This is a genomic window from Streptomyces ficellus, assembly GCF_009739905.1.
Lineage (GTDB): Bacteria > Actinomycetota > Actinomycetes > Streptomycetales > Streptomycetaceae > Streptomyces > Streptomyces ficellus_A.
Genome location: NZ_CP034279.1, coordinates 1,808,928 through 1,834,434, shown reverse-complemented (window position 1 = coordinate 1,834,434; position 25,507 = coordinate 1,808,928). Strand labels below are relative to the sequence as shown.

The following is a 25,507-nucleotide window of genomic DNA, read 5'->3' as shown; positions in this document are numbered from 1 at the left end:
GCACATGACCCACACCCACCCCTACGGCCGCCTGGTGACGGCCGCGGCCGCCACCGCGCTGGCCCTCGTCACCGTGCCCGCGCCCCCGGCCGTCGCGGACGACAGCACCCAGTGCACCTTCCCGGGCAAGAAGTACGAGGGCCGCCCCTGGGCGCTGCAACGCGTCCTGCTGGACGAGCTGTGGAAACAGTCCACCGGCAAGGACGTACGGGTCGCCGTCATCGACACCGGCGTCGACGTCAAGAACCCGCAGCTGACGAAGGCCGTCGACAGCAAAAGCGGCATCAACCTGATTCCCAAGGGCATCAAGGACGAGAACGGCAACAAGATCGAACGCGGCAAGGAGGACGGCACCACGGACACCGTGGGCCACGGCACCAAGGTCGCCGGCATCGTCGCCGCCCGCCCGGCCAAGGGCACCGGCTTCGTCGGCCTCGCGCCCGACGCCACGATCATCCCGATCCAGCAGAACGACGCCGACGGACACGGCACCGCCGAGACCCTGGCGACCGCCATCAGGCACGCCATCGACGAAGAAGCCGACGTCATCAACATCTCGCAGGACACCGCCAAGGCGGTGAAGCCCGCCCCGGCCCTTCAGGAAGCGGTGGACGCGGCCCTGGCCGAGAACATCGTGGTCGTCGCCTCGGCGGGCAACGACGGCCTCGGCGGCAACGTCAAGGAGACGTACCCCGCCTCGTTCGACGGAGTGCTGGCCGTGGCCGCCGCCGACCGCAACAACGAACGCGCGGCCTTCTCGCAGTCGGGCGACTTCGTCGGCGTCGCGGCACCGGGCGTCGACATGGTCTCCACCGTCCCCGGCGGCGGCCACTGCGCGGACAACGGCACCAGCTTCTCCGCCCCGTACGTGGCGGGCCTCGCGGCGCTCATCAAGAGCAAGCACCAGGACTGGACGCAGAAGCAGATCGTCGCCCAGATCCAGCAGACCGCCGAGCGTTCGGTCGCCGGTCACGACCGGCTCGTCGGCTGGGGCGTCGTCGACCCGGTCCGCGCCCTCACGGAGGACGACAAGCCCATCGAGGCCCCGGTCGCCCACGAGGGCGTCACCCGCGCCGAAGCCCCCACCCCCGCCGAACTCCACCTCGGCGAAACCCCCGACCAGCGCAACGCCCGCCTCGCCACGTACGTGGTCATCGGCGGCGGCGTCCTGGTCGCCGCACTCGCGGGCGTGGCGGTCGCCCTCCGCGACTCCCGACGCCGCGCGAGACGCGTTGCACGGTTGCAGGCGCACGGCGGGCAAGTGGAGTGACGGGTAAGGCGCTTGGGACTGTCGTACCCAAAGATTAGAGTGACAACGACACTGAGTGTCAGCTGAAGCAAACGGGGAGGATTGAGCATCGTGCTCGACGGAGTGGTGTACGGGGGCAGTCGTGGCAGGTGACCTCCGGCGCGGAGTTGGCGCGCTGACGACGTTCCAGAAGACCGTGAACACGCTGCTGACGGAGTTCGAGGGCGGCGCGGGCGGCAATCGCCAGGTCGCCATGGAGCGTGTGACCCGTAGTTCGCTCGGACACGCCGAGAGCATCAACTTCGCCGAGGCGAACGACTTCTTCGACCAGTACAACCGCGTTCACACCGCGCTGGTCCGCTTGTCCAAGTCTCTGGGCGACCAGATCGAGATGCTCCGCATCGCCGTGCACGCGGCGGACGTCGGCTACGACAACGTCGACGAGGAGAAGCGTCGGCGATTCCACGAGATCAAGGCCCGTCTCAGCAAGGAGTACGACGCGGCGGAGCGGGCGAAGGAGCAGGAACAGGCCAAGACCAAGGCGCCAGGGCCGAAGCTCCAGGACGGCACCAGCGGCACGACGGGTCTGGAGTGACCACTCATGGGTGAAGAAAAGCAGTCGAAGCCGTTGACGCCCGAGCAGCAGGCGAAGGACTTCACGGACAAGCAGCAGGCGCAGCACAACGGCATCGTCAACGAATTCGTCGCCACCGACGTGTTCGAGCGGACCTCCAGCCTCCTGGACGGATTCTTCCGCGGCGGTAAGGCCGGAGACAGCCTCTACGGCAGAACCGACTTCGAGGATGCGCAACTCAACGCCATGCTCGACCTCCTCGACAGTGCGAAACCGGCAGACCTGGAAGCTGCTTCCGTAGTCCTCAAGAACGCCACGAAGGCCCTGAACCAGGCGGCGAAGGACCTGGCATCCGCCGTCGCCGCGCCGGACTGGAAGGGCGAGGGCGCGGAGTCCTTCCGCTCGTACGGTGCCGGGATCGCCGACTACGCCTACAAGCTGGCCACGTTCGCCAATGTGGCGGGGACGCAGATGGAGGTCGCCAGTATCGGCCTGACCTCGGTACGCAACTCCAAGCCGCCCCGCGACGGCCGAGCCGAGAAGAAGCCGCCCGAGGCATTCACGGCGGCGGAGCGCAGACAGGACAACCAGGAGTACCAGCAGGCGCTCGAGGCGGAGAGGAACCGCCAGGAAGCCATCAACCAGATGAACCGCCTGGCCTCCTTCTACGCGGTCTCCAACACCAATCTCGCGGCCCAGGAGTCTCCGCCGGTACCGAAGCCGCTCTCGGCGGCGGTGCCGGCGCCGCTGGGGCGAGTCGACGAGCGGACGGCGGGCACCGGTCCGACCAGCGCTGAAGGGGCGCGTGCAGCTTTCACAGGTCCTGATACGGACCGCGGAGAAGGTGGCACGGATGACGGTGCGCCGCGAGTGGAACTCACCGACAAGCCAAGGGGCGTCGTCGGTCCGAACACGTCCGTGCAGATCGACAGCGTGCTGACGCCTCCCGCCCCCACGCCGGCGCCGGCCCCCGTGACGCAGCCCCCGCAGACCGGCCCGACCGGACCGGTCACCGGCAACCCGCCTCCCATGCCGACGAACTTCGGTCCCGTACGTCCCGCCCCGTCCCGCGCCCAGGGCACGCCCGCTGTGCCCCGAGGCGGTGGCGGCCAGGGCAAACCCACGCTCGGTCGCTCTCCCGTCACGGGGACCGGCGGGCCCGGCCAGACCGGGCGTACCGGCCCGGCAGTGGGTCGGGCGACACCCACGAACGGGCCGACGTCTTCGACCGGGCGTTCCGCCGGTCCTACGGTCGGACGCCCGGGGATGCCCGGCGCGCAGCAGGCGACCGGCCGCCCCGCGACGGGGGGCGGCAATCCCGTGACCGGGCGCCCCGGCATGCCGGGACAGACCGCCCCCGGGCGTCAGGGCGGCACGGGCACCCCTCGTGCCGGTCACTCGAACGGGATCGTCGGTGGCACGCCCCAGCGCGCGACCAACGGCTCCACCACCGGACCGCGCATTCCCCGGGCCACGGTCATCGGCGCGGAGGGCGCGACCACGGGTCGTACCGGGGCGGCTAGGCCCAGCCAGTCCGGCGTCATCGGTGCCCAGGGCAATAGCCCCGTACGTCCCGCAGGACGAGGCACGCCCAGCGCGAACGGCATCGTCGGAACCCCGCGCGGCGCCGCAGCGGGCCCTGGCGGCGGTGGTCGTCCGGGACAGCGCCAGTCCCGTGACGACGAACAGGAACGGACGGGCTCCAGCCGCCCCGAGTACCTGATCGAGGACGAACAGACGTGGGCAAGCCGGCGGCGAGGCGCTGTGCCCCCGGTGATCGACTAGCCACTCGCACGTTTCGGAAGTCAGGAAGACGCCAGCAATGAGCCAGCAACTCAGGTGCAAAGCGCCGTACAGCGGCAGGCGACGCGGAGTGCTCTGCGCCGTAGCCGCGACTGCCGCTTGGACGGTGGCCTTCAGTGGCTCCGCAACGGCGGCGACGATCACCGACCCGCAGTCCAAGCAGTGGTACTTGGACGCCATGAACGCCGAGAAGATCTGGAAGTCTGCCACCGGTGACGGCGTCACAGTCGCGGTAATCGATGGCGGAGTCAATCCTTCGACCCCGTCGCTCAGAGGCCAGGTCCTCAAAGGCGTGGACTTCACGGGTGTCAAAGGTGAGGCTTCGGATGACCTTGACGGTCATGGGACGTCGATGGCCGAGCTCATTGCTGGTACGGGCAAAGGCGGCGGCCTCAAGGGTCTGGCACCAGGTGCCAAGATCCTTCCGTTTCGAGTCTCGGACACTGAACTCCAGAACAAGGAGCGGGTGAACGCTTTCGATATGCAGCAGGCGATTCGTGCTGCGGCGGACAGCGACGCGAAGATCATCAATATATCCCTGGCTGGCGACTACTACAGCAGTGAAGTGCGCGACGCGGTGGAATACGCCCAGATGAAGGGCAAGTTGCTCTTCGCAGGCGCTGGTAACAACGCCAAGAAGGGAAACAAGGAGCAGTACCCGGCCAGTTACCCCGAGGCCATCGCTGTAGCCGGCTCTGGACCCGATGGCAAGGTGGCGGACTACTCGCAGCACGGTGACACGATCGACATTGCGGCCCCGGCCGACGACATCCCGGGCTGGTGCGACCAAAGCTTCACGAACTACTGCGACGGAGATGGCGGCACCAGTTCCGCCACCGCCATCGCCTCCGCCACCGCCGCCCTCATCTGGTCGAAGCATCCTGACTGGACCGGCAACCAGGTCCTTCGTGTGATGTTCGAGTCCGCCGGGCGAGGCAAGGACTGGGAGCCCGGGTCGGTCAGCAGGTACCTCGGCCACGGCATCGTCCGCCCCGGTGCCCACATCAACCGGGGCCTCGGCAAGCCGGGGGACCCGGACATCACGCCGCTCACCAACGAGAGGGTCGGCCCCCCGCAGGCCTCCAAGGCGCCTTCCGCACCGGCTTCGTCACAGCCGAAGGAGGGCGGCAAGCCCGGCTCGGACGCGGTCGCGGCGGGCTCCAGCAAGGACGCGGCCAAGCAGTCCGACGGTGACGGCACGTCGGTCCTCGTCATCGGCGCCGTAGCGGCGGTGGCCGTCCTCGCGGGAGCGGCGTACGCGATCGTGCGCCGGCGGCGCACCGCCTGACCAGGGCGGCCAGGCGGCCCGCCACCATCAGACTTCACCTCTCACCACCCGGTGAAGCACAACCCAGCAAGTCACACCCGTAGTTCAGAAGGGAAACGCAACCGTGTCACAGGGCCAGCGGCTTTCAGACAGCCAGGTAATCCAGCTCGAAAGGCACCTGCTCGAGAAGTTCAACTCGATCAAGGGTCAGCTCCAGCAGATCCAGGGCACGATCGACAGCCTCGAGGGCCAGTGGAAGGGTATTGGCGCCGGGGCCTTCAACGTGAAGCAGCAGGAGATCAACACCTCCATGGTGGGTCTCGGCAACATCCTGGCGAAGTTCCTCGAGGGCCTGAGCGCCTCCCGGAAGATCAAGGACGGCACGGAGGACGAGGTGCTCGCCGCGGTGCAGAGCATCAACGTCGACCTCGGTGTCGGCACCGCTGCTCCGAAGTCGAGCTTCAGCAGCTACTGAGTCGCCAAGGTGCTTCCGCCTCAGGCAGCCGGAAGCCGAATGACAACAACACGTGAGATGAGGGAATCATGGGTATGAACTCCGGCGACGAGCTGGTCGTCAAGTACGACGGCCTCGACATCGCGGCGACGACTCTCGGCAACCAGGCCAAGAAGCTCGAGCAGGACCTGCGGGACGTCAAGACGGCCATGGCCAGCGTGGCCGCGGGCTGGGAGGGCGCGGCTCACGAGGCGTACGTCCAGGAGCAGATCAAGTGGGACAAGGAAGCCGCTGACATCCACCAGGCCCTCATGCAGATCGGCCAGGTCGTCGCGCGCGCCGGCGGTGACTACATGGGCGGCGACAAGAAGGCCGCCAGCTACTTCGCATAAGTGCCGCGCAGGAGCGGCAGTTCAGGGTGGGCACGCGCGGGAGGTGCCCACCCTGTCTCTTGTCCATCAGCGGCGAACGGGGAAGGCGATGAGGGATCCGCCCCGCGTGTCGAAGACGCGGTTGCCGTCGCCGGCGTACGCATGCGGCAGGACGCCCGTCCCCCAGTAGGTGAAGAGCTCGGTACCGGAGCGGGTGTCGACCGCCCTCAGTGGGTCGTCCTTGATGCCGCCGACCCACACCGTGCCGCCTTGGACGACGGGCGGCAAAACGTTGTTGTGGCTGAGCGGGGAATACAGATCCCACTGCTCCTTACCGTTGTCCGCCCGCAGGCGAAAGAGATTGTGGTCGGTGGCGTACAGCTCGTTGCCACGGATGGTGGGAGGCCCCCAGAGACCGCTTCGGGCGGGGCGGCTCCAGAATTCCTTTCCGTCGGTGAGCGCACGCGAGGAGAGGGTGCTACCACCGAGATAGACTTTGTCGCCGACGATGGCGGGTTTGACCGCTGACGTACTCTGGCCGTCAATGCTCCAGACCGCCTGACCGGTGGTGGCGTTCAGCACGGCCAGGTGGCCGTCCGACGGGGAGAGGACCAGCCGGCCCGCCGAGGCTGCTGATGCGGGAGGCTCGACCGCGGACGTACGCACGGGCGTGGGTACCGACCAGAGCACCTCACCTGTGGTGGCGCGGACGGCGGACAGTTGTCCCTCCTTGGTCATGATGTACACCGCGTGACCGTCGGAGGTCAGGACGTTTTGGGCGGAGAGGGGGACCGACCACACCTCCTCGCCGGTCGAGGCGACGAACGCGTACAACGACCCGTCATAGTCCGCGGCGACGAGCAGGCGATCGGCTGCCGTGATGTAGCCCGCGAGCGGCACTATGCCGGGGACTTTCCACTTCTGCTTTCCGTCGGAGACTCTGTAAGCCACAAGCCCCGTGGTGTCCGAGGCGAGGATCACCACGTCCCGGACCGGGAGAGGGGCCGGCGAATCGGTGTCCACCCCGCTGACCGGGCCCCACAGGGGGGCGATCTCTCCATTCGGTTCGAGCAGGGGAGCAACCGGCCTTGTCGCGGCTGCCGGGATGACCCTCTTCTTCGGCGGCGCGGGATCGCGCAGCGCCCACCAGGCCCCCGCTCCCGCCACCCCGAGAGCGGCGCCTCCACCGCCCAGGAGGGCCAGCAGGCGGCGGCGGTTGGGTGCGGCGGTGGCGCCGTCGCTTGGCGGGAGTGCCGCCGCGAGCGACATGGCGGTCGCCTCACGCCGTCTGATCTCTTCGGCGAGAGGTCCCCGGCGCCAGACACGTGCAGCCCCCCGACCCGCGAAGGCTCGCACCACCTGGGCGGGGAGCGGCCGCAGGGCCGGGTCCTTCGCCAGGCACGGCGTCACCAGGGGCCGTACGGCTTCGGGAACGCGCCGCAGCTCCGGGACGCCGTGCACGACCTGGTACTGCACGGCGGCCGCGTGCGGGCCGTCGTAGGCGCGGACCCCGCTCGCCGCGTACGCCAGCAGAGCGCCCAGTGAGAAGATGTCGGCCGCCGGTCCGACGCGCTGCCCGAGAACCTGCTCCGGTGCACCATAGCCGGGGGTGACCGGGACCTGGCCCGTCGTGGTCAGCGTCAGTCCGTGTTCGGGACGGGCGATGCCGAAGTCGATGACGCGTGGCCCGGTCGAGGTCAGAACGATGTTCGAGGGCTTGAGGTCGCGGTGGATGAGGCCCGCCGCGTGGATGTCCTGGAGGGTACGGGCCACTGACGCTGCGAGGACACGGACCGTGGCCTCGTCCAGCGGGCCGTGCGCGACGATCGCGTCCTCGAGCGTCGGGCCCGCCAGGAACTCCGTGGCGATCCAGGGACGGCCGCCCTCCACCTGAGAGCCGAGGACCCTCGCCACGCCGGTGCTGGTCACGGCCTGTGCGGTGACCGCCTCTCGTACGAAGCGCTGAGCCAGATGCTGATCGTGGGAGAGCTCTGGGCGCAGGACCTTGACTGCCGCGGTGCTCCCTGCGCTGTCGCGGCCGTAGTAGACCTTGCCCATTCCGCCCTCACCCAGGGTGCCGAGGAGCCGGTAAGGGCCGAGGCGCAGGGGATCGCCTGTGCTGAGGGGGATCATCTGTACGGCTTTCTCATTCGAGAGGCAGAGCGGTCATGTCTGATGCGTCGGCGTAGATGAGGCGTCCACTGGCCTCGTGCGCCAAGAACTGGATGGGAGAGCTCTCGTACACCCACGCCGACTTGTGACTGCGAAGGTGGATGGCGCTGATGCCCGTACTGACCTTGGCGTAGACGTACTTCGTCCCGACGACCGGTGGGTGTTGGAGGTCGGGGGTCTCGTTCTTCGTCAGGTCTTCCTGTTCCTCCCACAGGAGTCCGCCAGTAACGGCATCGAGCGCGACGAGGCCACGAATTCCTTCGGCCGCGTAGACCACACCGTTCTTCACGGTCGGGGGGCCATAGCGCCAGTTGCTCTCCGCATCGTGGATGACGTTGCGGTTGTCCCCGAACCGCCAGGCCACCTCTCCGTCGGAGAGCCGGAGGGCCCAGACGTGCCTGCCGGCCACATAGACGTGTCGAGCGTCCACAGCGAGGTGATCGTGGACGTCCTGCTTATCGTAGTCGTGTGTCCACGGCAGGTACGTGTTCCAGGCCTGCTGACCGGTACGGAGGTCGACGGCGAACACCCGCATGTCGCTGCTGGTGGCATTGGGGTCCGGGTCCTCCCTCTCGTACCTGAAGAAGACCAGAAGGTTGCCGACTGCGCGGACGGCGTAGCCACGGTCGGAGGGATTTACCTGCCGCACACTCCGCTCCCAGAGCTTCCTGCCGGACCGGATGTCGATCGCCAGGACGAACCAGTCGTCGGCCTGCTTGAGTGTGGTGTCGTGGCCCGGGACGTTCTTCCTGGCTGCCATGCACAGCACGCCGCGGGCCGCGATCAGGGCCACCGAATCTTCGTAGAAAGGGACGAAGCCGGGAATGCGCGCGACACGGCGATGCGGGGTCCCGTCGAAAAGGGTGAAGGCGTGCACGGACAGGGTCTTGCCGCCCTCGTCGGGGAAGTAGGTGCCGTACAACATGGTGCCGTCCGAAGTGAACTGGTGCGACTGGAACACCACCCCGTGCGACGACCACAGTTCCTTGCCGTTCGTGGCACTTCGGGCGACGAGCGTACTGTCCCGCCAGGTGACGATGTTGTCGCCGACGGGCAGCAGAAGGGGGCGCTCCCCATAGGTCACGCCGCGGGCGGCCCGCCAGAGCTCCGGAGGACCGCTACGGGCCGGGGGCTTTGCGTCGCTCGTGTCGTCGGACCGCTGACCGCCGAACCAGGCCCACGCGCCCGCCCCCGCCGCGCCCACCCCCACCAGCGAGCCGCCGGCCAGCGACAACAGCGTCCGCCGGGACATGCCGGGGCGGGCCGGGGTCGGGGCGGTGTAGGGGCCCTCCTCCGGGGCCGGCAGGCGGTACGGCTGGTACTGCCAGACCTCCGACGCACGGCGGCCGATGTCGCCGAGCAGCCGGGCCGGCAGATGGTCGGCGAACTCGCCCCGCCCGTCATGAAGTTCCGCCACGAGCTGCGCCGTGGTGGGCCGCTGGGAGGGGTCCTTGGCCAGGCACCGGCCGAGGACCGGGACCAGATCGTTCGGTACGCCGGACAGGTCTGGGTCGGCGTACCGGACGCGGTACAGGAGGTCGGCTGGCTGGCCGCTGCCGAAGGGGCCGTGGCCGGCGGCGGCGAAGATGAGGACCCCTGCGAGGGCGAACACGTCGCCTGCGGGGGTGTGCTCCTGCCCGGTGGCCTGCTCCGGGGACATGAACGCGGGGGTGCCCGCGGCGGCACCGGTGCGGGTGAGGCGGTCGTCACCGGCGGCGCGGGCGATGCCGAAGTCGATGATCTTGGGGCCGTGAGCCGTGATCATGACGTTGGAGGGCTTGAGGTCCCGGTGCACCACGTCAGAAGCGTGGAGCTGGGCGAGCGCGCCGGCGAGGGCGGCGCCGACGGCCCGGACGGACGTCTCGGGCAGGGGACCGCAGAGGGCGACGGCCTCGTCGAGGGGCGGGCCGAGGACGTACTCGGTGGCGAGCCAGGGCGTTACCGCGCGGGGATCGGCCTCGACGACGGTGGCCCCGTGGTGGCCGCCGATGATGCGTGCGGCGTCGGTCTCCAGGTGAAAGCGGGTGCGTGCGGCGGGATCGGCGGCAATGCCTGCGTGCATGGTTTTGAGGGCGACGGTGCGCCCGCCGGCCGAGCGCGCCAAATAGACCGTGCCCATGCCGCCGTGGCCGAGGCGGGCAACGAGACGGTGCCCACCGATCTCGCCGGGATCGTCATGGGTCAGGGGCGTAGGCATCGGCGTCAGGTCCTGGGGCTGGTATCGGTGTGGGGGGCGGGAATTTCGGCCGAGAGGAGTTGCGCCGACTGGCGCGCGAGTGCTGCGATCACCCTGCCGGGCAGCCAGCCCTGCGGCATCGGTGACGCCGGTGAGTCCAGAACCGTCGGCGTCGGGGCTGCCGAGGCCGGTGCCAGCACAGTGCGCACCTCGTACGCCGTGGGGCGGGCGGCCGCGTCCCGGGCGAGGCAGCGGGGGACCAGAGACCGCAAGGAGTCAGGCAGTTCGGAACGGTCCGGGACGGTGTGGCCGGTGGCCGCGTACGCCAGCACGGCACCCAGTCCGTAGATGTCGCCGGGGGGCTTCGGCCGTCCGCCCGCCGCCATCTCGGGCGCCAGGCTGCCTGGTTCCAGTCCAGGACGGCCACTGCGCCGCTCGCCGTCTGGGGCGGCTGCGCGTACCGCTCCGAAGCAGGTCAGCCGCGGCCCGTCCCAGGCGAGCAGCACCGCGGCGGGGGAGACGCCCGCGTGGGTGACGCCCGCCGCGTGCGCCCCAGCGAGGCTGTCGGCGAGGGCGACACCCAGGGCTCGTACGCTGTGCTCGGGCAATGGCCCGCCATGTACGGCCAGCGCCACGGGCAGGGGCAGCAACGGGAGGTACGGCGTGGCGTACCAGGACGCGTCCGCGGCGGTCGACACCTCGGTCACGGGCAGGACCCAGGGCAGGGCGAACGCGTCGCGTGCTGCCAGCGCCTCGACGAGGAACCGGCCGGGATCGATCCCGTCGAGCGGCGCGCTGACCAGCACCGTGCGTGCGCCGTCCGCGCTGCGCGCCACGAACCGGCGCTCGGGCGCGAGCGGGTGCCCGGGGCCGGCCGGATCGAGCCGGGTAATCAGCTGATACGGGCCGATGTGGCGGGGGCCGTTGCGGGAGGGCCGATCCGTGCGCCCTCGTTCCATCTGCGAATCCCCCTTGAGCATGAACGATCACCGGAGCCTACCCGGAGCACGTGACCAGGCTCGGGGTGGCTCGCATGTTCGACACCGGCGACGTCACTGGTGTGCAGCGCGTCGAGCCGGTGCGTACGGCGGGCGCCAGCAGGGTGCCCGCCTGGGCCCGCTTGCGCACCGAGGGCGGCAGGGCGCCCACGCCTCATCGAGACCCGGTGGGCGGCGCAGACCGCGGCCCTCGGCTGACTACGAGGTGCCTGCATCACGCCGGCACCCGTTCCCACGCTCGACCGCCTTGGTGTACGCCGGCATCAGGCGTTCCATCGCAGGCCTGTCACCCCGGTCGGGAGCGAACACCTGGACCACGGTGAACAGGTTCTGCCCCGGGTGGGTCGCGTCGGCGCAACCCTCGGCCCTGCCCACTGCTCCGGTGGCGGAGAAGAGGTACTTCCCGCCGTCCGTGGCTTCTCCGGGCTCCACCTTGGCGTGTACCGCGGCCACGTCGCTGACGCTGTCGCCCTCCCGCCACCAGATGCGGCTGGCCGTGAAGGCGACTTCCCCGTCCACGAGGACGCTGCAACGCTTCGTCCCGCCGGAGGGCGACTCCCGCCGGGTGGAGAGTTCTCCCGGGGGCAGGAAGGGCGAAAGCAGAGCGGGGTCCACGGCGACCCCGCACAGGGCTTCGGGGGCGGCATACTTCCGCTCTTCACCGTCTGTGTTCGCACAGGATGACAGTGCGGTTCCCGCAGCGATGGCTACTGCCAGAAGCGCGAGTTCCCGGGGAACCAGCCCCCCTCTCGCTCGGAGGCTCTGAAGCCGTTCCGCGCACCGGTGCGCGCCCACTCTCCCACGTCCTCAAGGTCATCCCTCGTGAAGATCAACCGAAGGGCGAGCGCCCTGGCCGGTCGTACACCGGCCAGGGCCTGCCCGTGATCGTCGCGCCGGCCGTCAGCCGCCGTTGCTGGGAGGTGACGGGACCGGAGTCTCCGCGGACCAGAACGGGGACTTGATGTACGGCAGCCCCTTGGCCTCCGGGGAATTCGGATCGAGCGGCTTCCTCGGGGGTTCGGTCACCTCGGACTCCGTCACGCAGGGCGAGGAGACACTGAAGAAGGCCTGCCCTTCGTCGCCGATCTTCACCGTGACCTCGAAGTCTTCCGGCGTCCGCGCGAAGATCGCCGGACTTTCCTTGCTCGGGCGCACGGTGGTGATCTCGTAACCCGCCTTCTTCCAATGACGCTCGACGACCCCCATGAAACTGCCGCGTCGCTCCGCGGAGATCACGGTCATGACGTGCCGACGGCGAATGACCTGGCCCGTCCCTGTGGCGTCGTTCTTGAAGTCGGTGCAGATGGGATCGCCGGAGGGACCGCGCTGCGTTTCCACCGGGGGCTGGATTGCCGCGAAGGTGTCGTCCAGGATCTTTTCCGCCCGGTCGCCTGCCTGCTGCATGTTCACGTTCTTCGCTTTTCCCTTCGCGCCGTTCTCGTCGCCATCACCCATCAGACCGCAGCCGGACAGGGTGAGCAGGGCCAATGCCATGGCCGCCGTTCGGTATTTCATCGATGCTTCTCCGGGACGACATCTTGGGGATTGCCCGCGACGACCGCGGCGATGTTCTCAGCCGACACGCGGTCCTTGTCAGGGTTGAAGTAGTTGGAGTGGGCGGGTGTGGGACCCTCGCCGTCGATGAGCGGCCGTGGGCCGTCATCCACCTTGAAACGGTTGGCCCCGAAGGCCTCGCTGGCCGGGTCCTTGCCGAACCAGATGTCATCGTCCCCCTGGTCGGCGATGTCGCCGGCCAGGTACGACAGCAAGGGGCCACCTCCCATGAACACGCCCGCAGCGGTGACCTCCTTCTTGGAGGGCAGCATCGTGACGGGGTCGTTCTCGGCGGCGCCCACGTACACGTGCTCCTTGCCCACCCCCAGGTCCTCCGCCTTGTCGACGCCGACACCGGGGCTGCCGAGCAGCACGATGTCGTCCGCGCCGGGAATGCCGCCGGCCTCCTGCGTGGCGGCCCCGACCACTCGCGAGCCGTAGGAGTGCCCGATGGCGGTCATGTGCGGATCGTCGTGGTCGTTGGTGGCGGCCAGACCGCTCATGAACGAGTTGTACGCGGGAGCGCCCTTCTCGGCCCGTTCGGGGGACATCACCTCGGTGTTGGAGAGAAGGGTTTCGGCGTCCACGCCGCCGAGCTGCGGTGGGTCGTAGCCCAGCCACACGATGGCGGCACTGGAGGAGTCGTTCTCACGGGACAGAACGGCCGTGTCGTACGCCCGCTTCACGTCGTTCCTGGCGAAGTCGGCGTCCAGCGCCGTGCCCAATCCGGGCACGTACGCGGCGACGTTCTTCGACGTGTCGGGATTGCCGAAGGCCACCGCGGCCCGGCCGGTGCCCTCGTCGCCGATGCTGAGCAGCAGCATCGGCGGCTCCTTCGGGTCGCTCAGGCGCTTGGCGGCGTACTCGTCGAGCTGCGTCCGGATCTCCTTCAGCCCCCCGAGCCGGGCCTCGGCCGTCTCCCCGTCCTTGCCCTCGAACTTGGCGATCAGCAGGTCGAGGTTCTCCCGGTTGGCCTCGTCCCGCACCACGGCCGGGATGCCGTCCAGGTTGCCGAGGACATCGGGGTAGCTCGCCAGGAACTCCTCGCGCTGCTCAGGGCTCAGCTTGTCCCACCACTCCTTGCGCTCGGAGGGCGACTTGTCGAGCGGGATCTCCTCCTTCATGAACTTGTGCGATGCCTCACGCACGGCGTCCATGTCGGCCGCCGCGTCCGCCCAGGTCTTCTCGTCGACGGTGAGACCGTCCGCCGCCTTCAGCTTGCTCAGCGTCCGCTGGTACCGGTCGTCCGTCTCGCGGGCGTCGCGCACCGCCACGGCGATGCGGTCGGCTATGTCCTGCGCCTTGGCATGATGCGGGTTGGGGTTGATCAGCCCGCCGTTGCCCGGCCCGTACAGGCCGTTCTTCCCGGGCCCGTACAGCCCGTTGTTGCCCGGCGTGAGCATCCCGTTGTTGCCGACGACCTTGCCGCCCGGGACCGGCTGGCCGGTCAGCTCGTTCTTGCCGCCGGCCGGGTAGTCGATGCTGCCGTCGTCATGGACCGTGTACGCGTTGGCGGCCGCGTCGGCCAGTGCCTCCTTCAGCCGCCGCTGCGGCGAGGCCAGCTCCATCGCGAGCCCCGCGACCGCCGTACGGACGAGACCGCACTCGGTCTTGACGTACTCGTAGTTGCTGCTCAGCCGCTTGAACCTGCTGACGGCCGACTTGGCGGACTCGCTCTGCTGCGTCTTGGACAGCGTGCCGCTCATGTCACCGTCGACACGGGTCTGCGCCGCGTCGGCGTGCCGGGAGGCCGCCCCCCAGCTGTCGGCGGCGGCGTCGAGCTCCGTCAGCTTCAGGTCCCGCAGCTGCTGCCACGTCAGGGACGAGGTCACTTGTCCTCACCGACCTTCGGCGTCTTCACACTGTCCGCCTTCGCGCCGGTCGCGGTGTCCACCCCGCCCAGGTCCTTCGGCACCTGGCGCAGCTTCGGCTCCAGGGCGTCGCATTCGTCAGCCACGGACTTCAGCCGGTTCTCCCACGACGTGAGGACGGTCTTCAGCTCGGCGAGGCTGGCGAGCCCCTCCAGACCGCCCGCCATCCCGGCGTGCCCCTTCCCCAGCGACGTCTTGGACGTGCCGGTGCTGACACCCAGCTCGTGAGCCGTCGTGGCGGCGCTGTTCCACGGCTTCGCGGAGTGCTGCAGGTCCTGGCCACCGGCCGGCGTACCACTGCCCCCGCTGCCGCCCCGGTCGGCCGGCAGCTGGTTGAGCTGCATCTGTGCCGAGTGGCGCTCGGCGGCCGACGCCTTCAGTTGGTCCCATTCGTCCCAAGCCATCCGTATGTCTCCCCGTTCGGTGTTCGTCCGTGGTCGCCGGTGTGCCCGCCGACCACAGCACAGCGTCGTCCCTGTCATGGACGCGCGGTTCACAGTTCACGCAATCGTTCCAGGACCCGTCCGTGCCCGGGGCGGCGGAACACTCCGCCGCCCCGATCAAACCGCCGTCTCCGGCAGGAGACCCGTCTGCACCAGCGGATTCCCCCGCTGCCGGGAGGCGTAGACGCCCCGGCCCGCGGGCATCGGGCGCATCCGGACGCCGCCGAGCACGTCGCCTTCCTGGGGGTCGCCGGACAGGAGCACGCCCTGGGCGCCGAGTTCCATCATCCGCTGCATGAAGGGCTCGTACGCGGCCCGGCTCGCACCGGCCGAGTTGCGGGCGATGATGAAGCGGACGCCCACGTCACGCGCGAACGGCAGGTGCTCCGTGAGCTTGGCCAGCGGGTTGCCGCTCGACGTGGACACCAGGTCGTAGTCGTCGACCACCACGTACACCGACGGGCCGCGCCACCAGCTGCGGTCGCGCAGCTGCTGGGCCGTGACCTCGGCGGAGGGGGTGCGGCGCTGCATCAGGTCGGCCAGCGCGTCCACGTGGTGTTCCATGTTGTTGGACATCGGGACGTACTCCGCCAGGTGCGACGCGGGGGTGACGTCCAGCAGCGCGCGGCGGTTGTCGATGACGAAGAACTTGGCCGAGTCCCCGTCGTACCGCTCGCACAGCTGCTTGATGAGCAGGCGCAGCAGGTTCGACTTGCCCGACTCGCTCTCGCCGAACACCAGGAAGAACGGGTCGCGCTCGAAGTTGACGTAGACCGGCTCCAGGTTGTTCTCGTCGATGCCGAACGCCACACCGCGCTGCGGGTCGGCGAACCCGGACGGGAGGTTCTGCGCCGGCAGCTCACGCGGCAGCAGACGCACCTTCGGCGCGGCCGGGCCGGTCCAGTGGCGGCGGATCTCCTGCGCCATGACGGCGGTGGCCTCGGCCAGGTCGCTGTCGGAGTTGATGCCGTCGATCCTCGGCACGGCGGCCATGAAGTGCAGCTTCTCCGGGATGAGACCGCGGCCCGGCACACCGGTCGGCACGTTGACGGCGATCTTCCGGTCCACCTCCGAGTCCATCGTGTCACCCAGCCGCAGTTCCAGCCGGTTCATCAGGTGGTCCTTGATGTTGGAGCGGACCTCCATCGAACGCGACGCGGTGAGGATCACGTGGACGCCGTAGCCGAGGCCGCGCGCGGCCATGTCCAGGACGGCCGGTTCGAGGCCCTCGTAGTCCGAGCGGAAGGTGCCCCAGCCGTCGACGACGAGAAAGACGTCACCCCAGGGCTGGTCCGTCACAGAGATCTCGCCGCGGGCCCGCAGCTTGCGGTACGTGGCGATGGAGTCGATCCCGGCGCTGCGGAAGTACTCCTCGCGCCGCGCGAGGATGCCGTACACCTCGGCGACCGTGCGCCGCACCTTCTCCGGGTCGAGCCGCGACGCCACCCCGCCCACGTGCGGCAGCTCCGCCATCGCCGACAGGCCGCCACCACCGAAGTCGAGCCCGTAGAACTGGACCTCCAGCGGGGTGTGCGTCAGGGCGAAGCCCGCGATGAGCGTGCGCAGCAGCGTCGACTTGCCGGACTGCGGGCCACCCACGATCTGCATGTGACCGGCCGCGCCGGAGAAGTCCCGGTACAGGACGTCCCGGCGCTGCTCGAAGGGCTTGTCGACCACCCCGAGGGGGACGACCAGCCGGCCGGCGCCCTCGAACCCGGGCTGCGTCAGCCCGCGGCCCTCCACCCCGGCGAGGCCCGGCAGGAGCTCGTCCAGCGGCGGCGGGTTGTCCAGCGGCGGCAGCCACACCTGGTGGGCCTCCGCGCCACGGCCCTCCAGCCGCCGCACGATCACGTCGAGCACGGAGTCGGCGAGCGCGTCGTCCTCCGCGCCCCGCGCCTCGGGGACCCGCGGCCGGGCGGCCGGCTCGACGTAGCGGACGGGCACGGGCGCCGCGGTGAAGGGCACCGGCCGACGGTCCACGGGCAGGGGGCCGCCCGGGACGGCGGCGTGCTGGTTCGCGCGGTAGACGCCGGAGACGTACGCCGCCTTGAACCGGACCATCTCGTCCGTGCCGAACTTCAGGTACCCGGACCCGGGAACGTTGGGCAGCTGGTACGCGTCGGGCACACCGAGCGCGGCCCGCGACTCGGCCGCGGAGAAGGTCCGCAGACCGATCCGGTACGACAGGTACGTCTCCAGGCCCCGCAGGCGGCCCTCCTCGAGCCGCTGCGACGCCAGCAGCAGGTGCACGCCGAGCGACCGGCCGATGCGGCCGATCTGCACGAACATCTCGATGAAGTCCGGCATGGCGGTGAGGAGTTCGCTGAACTCGTCGATGACCAGCACGAGTGACGGGATCGGCTGGAGCGGGGCTCCGGCGGCGCGCGCCTTCTCGTAGTCGTGGATGTTGGCGTAGTTGCCCGCGTCGCGCAGCATCTCCTGGCGGCGGTTCAGCTCACCGCGGATGGAGTCGCCCATGCGGTCGACCAGCGTCAGGTCGTCGGCGAGGTTGGTGATCACGGCCGCGACGTGCGGCATCTGGGACATGCCGGCGAAGGTCGCACCGCCCTTGAAGTCCGCGAGGACGAAGTTGAGCGTCTCCGACGAGTGGGTGACCGCGAGTCCCAGCACCAGCGTCCGCAGGAGTTCCGACTTTCCCGAACCGGTGGCGCCCACGCACAGGCCGTGCGGGCCCATGCCCTCCTGGGCGGCTTCCTTGAGGTCCAGCATCACCGGGGAGCCGTCCTCGCCGACACCGATCGGCACCCGCAGGCGCTCCGACTGCGACCGCGGCCGCCAGGTGCGGCTGACGTCGACGGAGGCCGCGTCACCCAGGTTGAGCAGGTCGGTGAAGTCCAGGTTGGCGAGCAGCGGCTCGTCGTCGTCCGCCCCCGAACCCACGCGCAGCGGGGCGAGCTGGCGGGCGAGCGCCTCGGCGGCCTCGAGGCTCAGCCGGTCCGGCACCCCGTCGTAGACCAGCCCGTGGCTGGACTCGAGCCGCAGACCGTCCCGGTCGACGGTCACGGACAGGCCGCCGCGCGGCCCGTTCAGGTCCCCGGGCACGACCTCGATGATGGTCACGCCCTGCAGCCCCTCGGGCGTGGCGAGCGCGGACATGGGAGGGATCGACTGGCCCTCCAGGACGACGACGATGTGCGGCTGGTCCAGCAGCGGCTGCCCGCCGAAGCGGGGGCGGCCCTCCAGACGCGCGGCGAGCATGTCCTGGAGGTCCCGCGCGTCCGTGGTGATGAGCCGCCGGCTGCCCGCGCCGTCACCGGCGCCCGGCGCCTGGACGTGCGGCAGCCACTTGGCCCACTCCCACTGCGCGGCGGTGGCGCTGCCGGTGGCGATCACGAGGACCAGGTCCTCGGGGGAGTGCAGCGCGGCCAGCGAACCCACCATCGCGCGGGTCGCCGAACGGGCGCACTCCTCCTCACCGCTCACGGTCACGTGGTAGAAGGCGCGCAGCGACACGGCCATCGGCAGGCCGTCGAGGGTGCCGTGGGCCGAGAGGAACTGCTGCATGGCGCCGGCCGCGAGCGGCTCCAGCTCGTCCACGGGGGCGGTCTCGGGGGCCACGAGCGGGGTGGCGAGCTGCTGGCTGCCCAGCCCGATGCGTACCTGCCCGAAGTCGTCGTCGCCGACGCGCCGTTCCCACACCCGGCTCCCCTCCGCGACCAGCGCCCACAGCTGCTCGGGCGACGGGTGGAGGTAGAACTGCGCGTCACGCTGCAGGTGCGCGGTACGCAGCACCGAACGCCGGGTCTGCGTCAGGTACTTGAGGTAGTCGCGCCGCAGGTCGGCGAGCTGCCCCTGGGTCCCGCGCCGGTAGCGGACCATCATCGCGATGGCCATGGCGACGGTCGACGCGATCATCACCATGCCCATGATGCGCATCACGGGGTTCGGCGTCATGAAGAAGAAGACGACCGATCCGCCCATGCCGAGGGTCGGCAGAAGCTGCATCAGGACGCCCTCCTGCTGTCCCCGCGGCAGCTCCGGCGGCGGTTGCAGCTGCACCGGATCGCCCGGTACCTCTGAGGGCAGGGCCCGTGGTGGGCGCTTGACGACGATCTGACTCACAGCTCACCAATTCCCTTGCCGGACGGAAATGTTCCTATCGGCGCCCCCGTGGCGACGGGCTCCATCCGCGGAGGGGATCCTACTGGCGGTGGGGGTGGCGGGTGGGCGGTAGGGTGGCGCGGCGAGCTGGCGCGTGCGTGAACCAACGCAAATAAACGGGTCGAACCGGCCCGCGACTCCGCCGCCGGCGAGCCGGGGGTCACGGTGATCCACGGACGACGTCCCACCGACGGCCGTCCCTGGACGCGGCGTTGGGGAACACAACGTTCCAGGAATACCCGTTTCACGAACACCACGCTTCACGAACACAAGCGCCACACGCACAACGCACCACACGCACAACGCACCACGCGCACAACGCACCACCCGCGCACAACGCACCACGCGCACACCACGCACGAGTACGGTCCATAAGCCTCATAGGCTTCATGAGAACCAGCAGAACCACGAGGGGGAGCAGCAGGTGAGTATGACGGCCTCAGCCGCGGCCACCGGACCCGGTCACGCGACCACCGGCACTGGTCACGCGGCTCCCGGAAACGGTCACGCGGCTCCCGCGGCCCCGGCCGCCGGCGGTACGGGCTTCTGCCGGGTCACCGTCGTCGCGCCGGACGGCCGTATCGACGTCGCACTGCCCGAGGACATCGCCGTCGCCGACCTGTACCCGGAGATCCTCCGGCTGTCGGGCCAGAGCCCCGCGGCGGGCGCCCCGGTCGGCTATCACCTGGTACGGCGCGACGGCACCGTGCTCGACGGCGCGCGCTCCCTCGCGGCGCAGCGCATCCTCGACGGCGAGCTGCTGTCCCTGCGGCCCTTCGCCGAGTCGCTGCCGCCCGCGGTCTTCGACGACGTCTCCGACGCCGTCGCCTCGGCCGTCGCCCGCGACCGCACCCTGTGGACCGACGACCTGATGCGGGGCGCGGGCCTCGTCGGCGGCTCGGTCCTGCTGGTGCTGCTCGCCTTCGTCCTGTGGTCGGCCGACCCGCGGCACGACATGCACGGGCTGCCGGGCATCCTGGCCGCGGTCAGCGGGGTGCTGCTGCTCGCGCTGTCGGGCGTACGTGCCCGGGTGTACGACGACCGGGGCTCGTCCGTGGCGCTGGGCGTCGGCGCGATGGTGAACGCCGCCGTCGCCGGCGCCGGACTGCTGCCCCCGGCCGCCGGGCAGGGCAACGGCAAGCTGCAGTTCCTGCTCGCGTGCGCCGCCGTGCTCGTCGTCGCCGTCGTCCTGACGCTCGTCGCCCCCAGCGGTGACGGACCCTTCGTCGCGTTCGTCTTCGCGGCCGGTACCGGCGTCCTCGTGACCTTCGTCGCGATCCTCACCGCCATGACCCCGTCCGAGACGGCCGCCGTGTGCGCACCGTTCGGCGTCGGCGCGCTCGCCTTCCTCCCGGGCCTGTCCACCCGCTTCGCCCGGCTGCCCATCGGCTTCGAGCCGCCCCGTACCGCGGCCGGCGGCTACGGCGGCGACCCGGAGCCCCAGGGGCCGGTGGACGCCGAGCGCATCGCGGCCCAGGTACGGCGCGGCCACGAGCTGCTGGTCGGCCTGGTCGGCGGCTGCGCGCTGGTCACCGTGGGCTCCGCCGCGGTGCTCGGCTTCTCCGACAGCGTGTGGGCCCAGCTGCTGGCCCTCGCCACCGGCGTCGCCATGCTGATGCGCGCCCACCTCTTCCGCTACACGGCCCAGGTCGGCTGCGCCCTCGCCGCGGGCCTCGGCGCCCTGGTCCTGCTCGGCCTCGGCCTCTGCCTGAACCCGCCCGCCGAGCTGTGGCGCGACGCCACGGCGGCCGACATCCGTACGGTGTGGCTCGCCGCGGCGGTCGCCGGGGTCGCCGCGCTGATCACCGCGATCGGCCTGATCGTGCCGCGCAAGGGCGTCACCCCCTTCTGGGGCCGTTTCCTGGAGATCGCGGAGACCTTCGTCCTCCTGACGCTGCTCCCGCTGTGCCTCGCCGTCTTCGGCGTGTACCACGCGATCCGCGCGATGACCTCCTGACCCAGGCGGGGGCGGAGGCGCGGAGGGCCGGGCGGACCGAGCGGGCTGGTACGCTGTGTGACGGCCGTTTGTGTACGCGCTCCCGGATCCTTCTGGAAGCAGCGCTCATCGGACCTTCGCCTCCGAGTCACGGAAGCTCCCCTGAGACCAAGACCAGGGGCACTCGCGGGCGCATCGAACACCAAGAGGAGTACCGAGTGTCTCTCGACGCCGCTACGAAGAAGCAGATCATGACCGAGTTCGGCACCAAGGAGGGCGACACCGGCTCCCCCGAGGTCCAGGTCGCGATGCTCTCCCGCCGCATCTCGGACCTGACCGAGCACCTCAAGACCCACAAGCACGACCACCACTCCCGTCGTGGTCTGCTGATCCTGGTCGGCCAGCGCCGCCGCCTGCTGCAGTACCTGGCCAAGAAGGACATCCAGCGCTTCCGTGCGCTGGTGGACCGCCTCGGCATCCGCCGTGGTGCGGCCGGCGGTGCCAAGTAAGACGCCGTGAAGGGAGCGGTTCCCACGCTTGAGGGGGCCGCTCCCTTTGCCGTACATACGGCTGCACAATGCGGTACGAGCCGCGGTACGAGCCGCGGTAGAGCCGCTGTACATGCGGAGTGTCGCCTCCACTTTGTAGGCTGGCTTACACAACGCCATTCCGGTTAAGCGACACCGGAAACGCGACAACTGCATACAGGAGAGGTGCACCGGCGCCGTCGCCGGTCCTCGGTAGTGGCCCCCGGGAGAGATCACCCCGGGCGCTTCGATCGAAGACCGGCCCCGCACACACGGCGCACTTCTCCGCCCCGTCCCCGCGCCACACGGGCGCGGCGGGACGCAAAGACGACACACAGACGAACAACGGAGAATTCGCTTTGGTGGAGAACGAGACCCACTACGCCGAGGCCGTCATCGACAACGGCACCTTCGGCACCCGCACCATCCGCTTCGAGACGGGCCGCCTGGCCAAGCAGGCCGCCGGTTCCGCCGTGGCGTACCTGGACGACGACACCATGGTGCTGTCGGCGACCACCGCCTCCAAGAAGCCCAAGGACCAGCTCGACTTCTTCCCCCTGACGGTGGACGTCGAGGAGCGGATGTACGCGGCCGGCAAGATCCCCGGCTCCTTCTTCCGCCGGGAGGGCCGTCCCTCCGAGGACGCCGTCCTCACCTGCCGCCTGATCGACCGGCCGCTGCGCCCCTCCTTCAAGAAGGGCCTGCGCAACGAGATCCAGATCGTCGAGACGATCATGGCGCTCAACCCCGACCACCTGTACGACGTGGTCGCGATCAACGCCGCCTCCTGCTCCACGCAGCTGGCCGGCCTGCCCTTCTCCGGCCCGATCGGCGGCACCCGTGTCGCCCTGATCAACGGCCAGTGGGTCGCGTTCCCGACGCACACCGAGCTCGAGGACGCCGTCTTCGACATGGTCGTCGCGGGCCGTGTCCTGGAGGACGGCGACGTCGCGATCATGATGGTCGAGGCCGAGGCCACCGAGAAGACCATCCAGCTCGTCAAGGGCGGCGCCGAGGCCCCCACCGAGGAGGTCGTCGCCGCCGGTCTCGAGGCCGCGAAGCCCTTCATCAAGGTCCTCTGCAAGGCCCAGTCGGACCTCGCCGCCAAGGCCGCCAAGCCGGTCGGCGAGTTCCCGGTGTTCCTCGACTACCAGGACGACGTCCTGGAGGCCCTGGCCAACGCGGTCAAGACCGAGCTGTCGCAGGCGCTCACCATCGCCGGCAAGCAGGAGCGCGAGACCGAGCTGGACCGCGTCAAGGAGATCGCCGCCGAGAAGCTGCTCCCGCAGTTCGAGGGCCGCGAGAAGGAGATCTCCGCCGCGTACCGCGCGCTGACCAAGAAGCTGGTCCGCGAGCGCGTCATCAAGGACAAGGTCCGCATCGACGGCCGTGGCCTGACCGACATCCGCACGCTGGCCGCCGAGGTCGAGGCCATCCCGCGCGTGCACGGCTCGGCGCTCTTCGAGCGTGGCGAGACCCAGATCCTGGGCGTCACCACCCTCAACATGCTCCGCATGGAGCAGCAGCTGGACACCCTCTCCCCGGTGACCCGCAAGCGCTACATGCACAACTACAACTTCCCGCCGTACTCCGTCGGTGAGACCGGCCGCGTGGGCTCGCCCAAGCGCCGCGAGATCGGCCACGGCGCGCTCGCCGAGCGCGCCATCGTGCCGGTGCTGCCGACGCGCGAGGAGTTCCCCTACGCGATCCGCCAGGTGTCCGAGGCCCTCGGCTCCAACGGCTCGACGTCCATGGGCTCCGTCTGCGCCTCCACCATGTCGCTGCTGAACGCCGGTGTGCCCCTCAAGGCCCCCGTCGCCGGTATCGCCATGGGTCTGATCTCCGAGGAGGTCGACGGCAAGACGCACTACGTCGCGCTGACCGACATCCTCGGCGCGGAGGACGCCTTCGGCGACATGGACTTCAAGGTCGCCGGTACGAAGGACTTCGTCACCGCCCTCCAGCTGGACACCAAGCTGGACGGCATCCCGGCCTCCGTCCTGGCCGCGGCCCTCAAGCAGGCCCGCGACGCCCGCCTCCACATCCTCGACGTGATGATGGAAGCGATCGACACGCCGGACGAGATGTCCCCGAACGCCCCGCGGATCATCACCGTCAAGATCCCCGTGGACAAGATCGGTGAGGTCATCGGCCCCAAGGGCAAGATGATCAACCAGATCCAGGAGGACACCGGCGCCGAGATCACGATCGAGGACGACGGCACCATCTACATCGGTGCCCAGGTCGGCTCGCAGGCCGAGGCCGCCCGCGCCACGATCAACGGCATCGCCAACCCGACCATGCCGGAGGTCGGCGAGCGCTACCTGGGTACGGTCGTCAAGACCACCACCTTCGGTGCGTTCGTGTCCCTGATGCCCGGCAAGGACGGCCTGCTGCACATCTCGCAGATCCGCAAGCTCGCCGGTGGCAAGCGCGTGGAGAACGTCGAGGACGTGCTCGCGGTGGGCGCCAAGGTCCAGGTCGAGATCGCCGAGATCGACCAGCGCGGCAAGCTCTCCCTCATCCCCGTGATGGCGGACGAGGACGCCGCCGAGGGCGAGAAGAAGGACGACGCCGACCAGTGACGTCCCGTAGTTCGAAGGCGACGGCCCGCACCTCCCCGGAGGCGCGGGCCGTCGCCCGTACCCAAACGCTCCTCAAGGGCAAGGACGGCATCGGCACGGTCCGCCGCACGACCCTGCCCGGCGGCCTGCGCATCGTCACCGAGACCCTGCCGTCCGTACGCTCCGCCACCTTCGGCATCTGGGCGCACGTCGGCTCGCGCGACGAGACGCCCTCCCTCGGCGGCGCCACGCACTACCTGGAGCACCTCCTCTTCAAGGGCACGCACCGGCGCAGCGCCCTCGACATCTCCTCCGCGATCGACGCGGTCGGCGGCGAGATGAACGCCTTCACGGCGAAGGAGTACACCTGCTACTACGCGCGGGTGCTGGACACCGACCTGCCGCTCGCCATCGACGTGGTGTGCGACATGCTCACCGGCTCGCTGATCCTCCAGGAGGACGTCGACGCCGAGCGCGGCGTCATCCTCGAAGAGATCGCGATGACCGAGGACGACCCGGGCGACGTCGTCCACGACCTGTTCGCGAAGACGATGTTCGGCGACACGCCGCTGGGCCGCCCGGTCCTCGGCACCGTCGACACCGTCGAGGCCCTCACCGCCGACCGCGTGCGCCGCTTCTACAAGAAGCACTACGACCCCACGCACCTGGTCGTCGCCGCCGCGGGCAACATCGACCACGCCACGGTCGTACGCCAGGTCCGCCGCGCCTTCGAGAAGGCCGGCGCCCTCACCCGTACCGACGCCGCCCCGGTCGCCCCGCGCGACGGCCGCCGCACCATCCGCACCGCGGGCCGCGTCGAGGTCCTCAGCCGCCGCACCGAGCAGGCGCACGTCGTCCTCGGTGTGCCGGGCCTCGCCCGCACCGACGACCGCCGCTGGGCGCTCGGCGTGCTGAACACGGCCCTCGGCGGCGGGATGTCCTCCCGCCTGTTCCAGGAGGTCCGCGAGAAGCGCGGCCTGGCGTACAGCGTGTACTCGTACACCTCCGGCTTCGCCGACTGCGGCCTGTTCGGCGTCTACGCGGGCTGCCGGCCCAACCAGGTCCACGACGTCCTGCGGATCTGCCGCGACGAGCTGGACCGGGTCGCGGGCGAAGGCCTGACCGACGACGAGATCGAGCGGGCGATCGGCCAGCTGAAGGGCTCCACCGTCCTCGGCCTGGAGGACACCGGCGCGCTGATGAACCGCATCGGCAAGAGCGAGCTGTGCTGGGGCGATCAGATGTCGGTCGACGACATGCTCGCGCAGATGTCGGCCGTGACGCCCGATGATGTACGGGAGGTGGCCGCCGAGCTCCTCGGGCAGCGCCCGTCGCTGTCGGTGATCGGGCCCCTGAAGGACAAGCAGGCGGACCGCCTCCACACCGCGGTCGCGTGACCGCGGCCGCGAGACGGAACCCGGACGGA

18 protein-coding genes are annotated in these 25,507 nt (G+C 70.0%); 10 read left to right on the top strand and 8 right to left on the bottom strand.

The window, feature by feature from the left end; all coding sequences use genetic code 11:
- Window positions 1-4: 4 nt before the first annotated feature.
- The 6 genes from mycP (at window position 5) to EIZ62_RS07835 (ending at window position 5,739) form a co-directional block, all read left to right on the top strand.
- Window positions 5-1,270 (top strand): type VII secretion-associated serine protease mycosin, encoded by a 1,266-nt coding sequence (mycP, locus tag EIZ62_RS07860; protein WP_156691995.1) that lies wholly within the window; start codon window positions 5-7, stop codon window positions 1,268-1,270.
- Window positions 1,271-1,391: 121 nt separating this feature from the next.
- Entirely contained in the window at window positions 1,392-1,844 is a 453-nt protein-coding gene (locus EIZ62_RS07855; RefSeq protein WP_156691994.1) for a hypothetical protein, read from the top strand.
- Between the two features lie 33 nt (window positions 1,845-1,877).
- Window positions 1,878-3,608: a hypothetical protein gene (locus EIZ62_RS07850; protein WP_244375550.1), complete on the top strand. Its 1,731-nt coding sequence runs from the start codon at window positions 1,878-1,880 to the stop codon at window positions 3,606-3,608.
- Window positions 3,609-3,645: 37 nt separating this feature from the next.
- Window positions 3,646-4,914 carry a S8 family serine peptidase gene (locus EIZ62_RS07845; RefSeq protein WP_156691992.1) on the top strand — a complete coding sequence of 423 codons (1,269 nt, stop codon included), beginning with the start codon at window positions 3,646-3,648 and terminating at the stop codon, window positions 4,912-4,914.
- A 103-nt stretch (window positions 4,915-5,017) separates the two neighbouring features.
- A complete protein-coding gene (locus EIZ62_RS07840) occupies window positions 5,018-5,368 on the top strand; it encodes a WXG100 family type VII secretion target (RefSeq protein WP_156691991.1) in 351 nt (116 codons plus the stop codon).
- A gap of 68 nt (window positions 5,369-5,436) precedes the next feature.
- Window positions 5,437-5,739, top strand: coding sequence for a WXG100 family type VII secretion target (locus EIZ62_RS07835; RefSeq protein WP_156691990.1), 303 nt, complete (start codon window positions 5,437-5,439; stop codon window positions 5,737-5,739).
- 66 nt (window positions 5,740-5,805) lie between these two features.
- Here the strand turns inward: EIZ62_RS07835 and EIZ62_RS07830 are convergent, their stop codons facing one another.
- The 8 genes from EIZ62_RS07830 to eccCa all read right to left on the bottom strand — a co-directional run bounded on the left by EIZ62_RS07830 (window position 5,806) and on the right by eccCa (window position 19,015).
- Window positions 5,806-7,851, bottom strand: coding sequence for a protein kinase domain-containing protein (locus EIZ62_RS07830; RefSeq protein ID WP_156691989.1), 2,046 nt, complete (start codon window positions 7,849-7,851; stop codon window positions 5,806-5,808).
- A gap of 13 nt (window positions 7,852-7,864) precedes the next feature.
- Entirely contained in the window at window positions 7,865-10,009 is a 2,145-nt protein-coding gene (locus tag EIZ62_RS07825) for a protein kinase domain-containing protein (RefSeq protein WP_425281871.1), read from the bottom strand.
- 83 nt (window positions 10,010-10,092) lie between these two features.
- On the bottom strand, window positions 10,093-11,025 hold the full coding sequence (locus EIZ62_RS07820; protein ID WP_156691987.1) for a protein kinase family protein: 933 nt from the start codon (window positions 11,023-11,025) through the stop codon (window positions 10,093-10,095).
- 237 nt (window positions 11,026-11,262) lie between these two features.
- Window positions 11,263-11,679, bottom strand: coding sequence for a hypothetical protein (locus EIZ62_RS07815; protein ID WP_156691986.1), 417 nt, complete (start codon window positions 11,677-11,679; stop codon window positions 11,263-11,265).
- Between the two features lie 285 nt (window positions 11,680-11,964).
- Window positions 11,965-12,579, bottom strand: a complete 615-nt coding sequence (locus EIZ62_RS07810) for a hypothetical protein (protein ID WP_244375548.1) — start codon at window positions 12,577-12,579, stop codon at window positions 11,965-11,967.
- Window positions 12,576-14,450 carry an alpha/beta hydrolase gene (locus EIZ62_RS07805; RefSeq protein WP_156691985.1) on the bottom strand — a complete coding sequence of 625 codons (1,875 nt, stop codon included), beginning with the start codon at window positions 14,448-14,450 and terminating at the stop codon, window positions 12,576-12,578. Before EIZ62_RS07805 ends, EIZ62_RS07810 begins: the two co-directional genes overlap by 4 nt.
- Window positions 14,447-14,893 carry an amino acid ABC transporter permease gene (locus tag EIZ62_RS07800; protein ID WP_156691984.1) on the bottom strand — a complete coding sequence of 149 codons (447 nt, stop codon included), beginning with the start codon at window positions 14,891-14,893 and terminating at the stop codon, window positions 14,447-14,449. The genes EIZ62_RS07805 and EIZ62_RS07800 overlap by 4 nt, the downstream gene beginning before the upstream one ends.
- 156 nt (window positions 14,894-15,049) lie before the next feature.
- Window positions 15,050-19,015, bottom strand: a complete 3,966-nt coding sequence (gene eccCa / locus EIZ62_RS07795) for a type VII secretion protein EccCa (RefSeq protein WP_156691983.1) — start codon at window positions 19,013-19,015, stop codon at window positions 15,050-15,052.
- Window positions 19,016-19,484: 469 nt separating this feature from the next.
- On the opposite strand from eccCa, the gene eccD reads away from it, so the two are divergent.
- From eccD to EIZ62_RS07775, 4 genes are all read left to right on the top strand, one after another.
- A complete protein-coding gene (gene eccD / locus EIZ62_RS07790; RefSeq protein WP_156691982.1) occupies window positions 19,485-21,011 on the top strand; it encodes a type VII secretion integral membrane protein EccD in 1,527 nt (508 codons plus the stop codon).
- A 197-nt stretch (window positions 21,012-21,208) separates the two neighbouring features.
- Window positions 21,209-21,499, top strand: coding sequence for a 30S ribosomal protein S15 (gene rpsO, locus EIZ62_RS07785; protein WP_093600212.1), 291 nt, complete (start codon window positions 21,209-21,211; stop codon window positions 21,497-21,499).
- Between the two features lie 380 nt (window positions 21,500-21,879).
- Window positions 21,880-24,102, top strand: a complete 2,223-nt coding sequence (locus tag EIZ62_RS07780) for a polyribonucleotide nucleotidyltransferase (RefSeq protein WP_156691981.1) — start codon at window positions 21,880-21,882, stop codon at window positions 24,100-24,102.
- A complete protein-coding gene (locus tag EIZ62_RS07775) occupies window positions 24,099-25,478 on the top strand; it encodes a M16 family metallopeptidase (protein WP_156691980.1) in 1,380 nt (459 codons plus the stop codon). Before EIZ62_RS07780 ends, EIZ62_RS07775 begins: the two co-directional genes overlap by 4 nt.
- The last annotated feature ends 29 nt before the right edge of the window (window positions 25,479-25,507 follow it).

Bases quoted from the DNA above. Each gene is read 5' to 3' on its own strand.
- EIZ62_RS07845 (WP_156691992.1), top strand. From the start codon at position 3,646: ATGAGCCAGCAACTCAGGTGCAAAGCGCCGTACAGCGGCAGGCGACGC.
- EIZ62_RS07820 (WP_156691987.1), bottom strand. From the start codon at position 11,025: ATGGAACGAGGGCGCACGGATCGGCCCTCCCGCAACGGCCCCCGCCAC.
- EIZ62_RS07800 (WP_156691984.1), bottom strand. From the start codon at position 14,893: ATGGCTTGGGACGAATGGGACCAACTGAAGGCGTCGGCCGCCGAGCGC.
- EIZ62_RS07830 (WP_156691989.1), bottom strand. From the start codon at position 7,851: ATGATCCCCCTCAGCACAGGCGATCCCCTGCGCCTCGGCCCTTACCGG.
- EIZ62_RS07825 (WP_425281871.1), bottom strand. From the start codon at position 10,009: ATGGGCACGGTCTATTTGGCGCGCTCGGCCGGCGGGCGCACCGTCGCC.
- EIZ62_RS07835 (WP_156691990.1), top strand. From the start codon at position 5,437: ATGGGTATGAACTCCGGCGACGAGCTGGTCGTCAAGTACGACGGCCTC.
- eccD (WP_156691982.1), top strand. From the start codon at position 19,485: ATGACGGCCTCAGCCGCGGCCACCGGACCCGGTCACGCGACCACCGGC.
- EIZ62_RS07810 (WP_244375548.1), bottom strand. From the start codon at position 12,579: ATGAAATACCGAACGGCGGCCATGGCATTGGCCCTGCTCACCCTGTCC.
- mycP (WP_156691995.1), top strand. From the start codon at position 5: ATGACCCACACCCACCCCTACGGCCGCCTGGTGACGGCCGCGGCCGCC.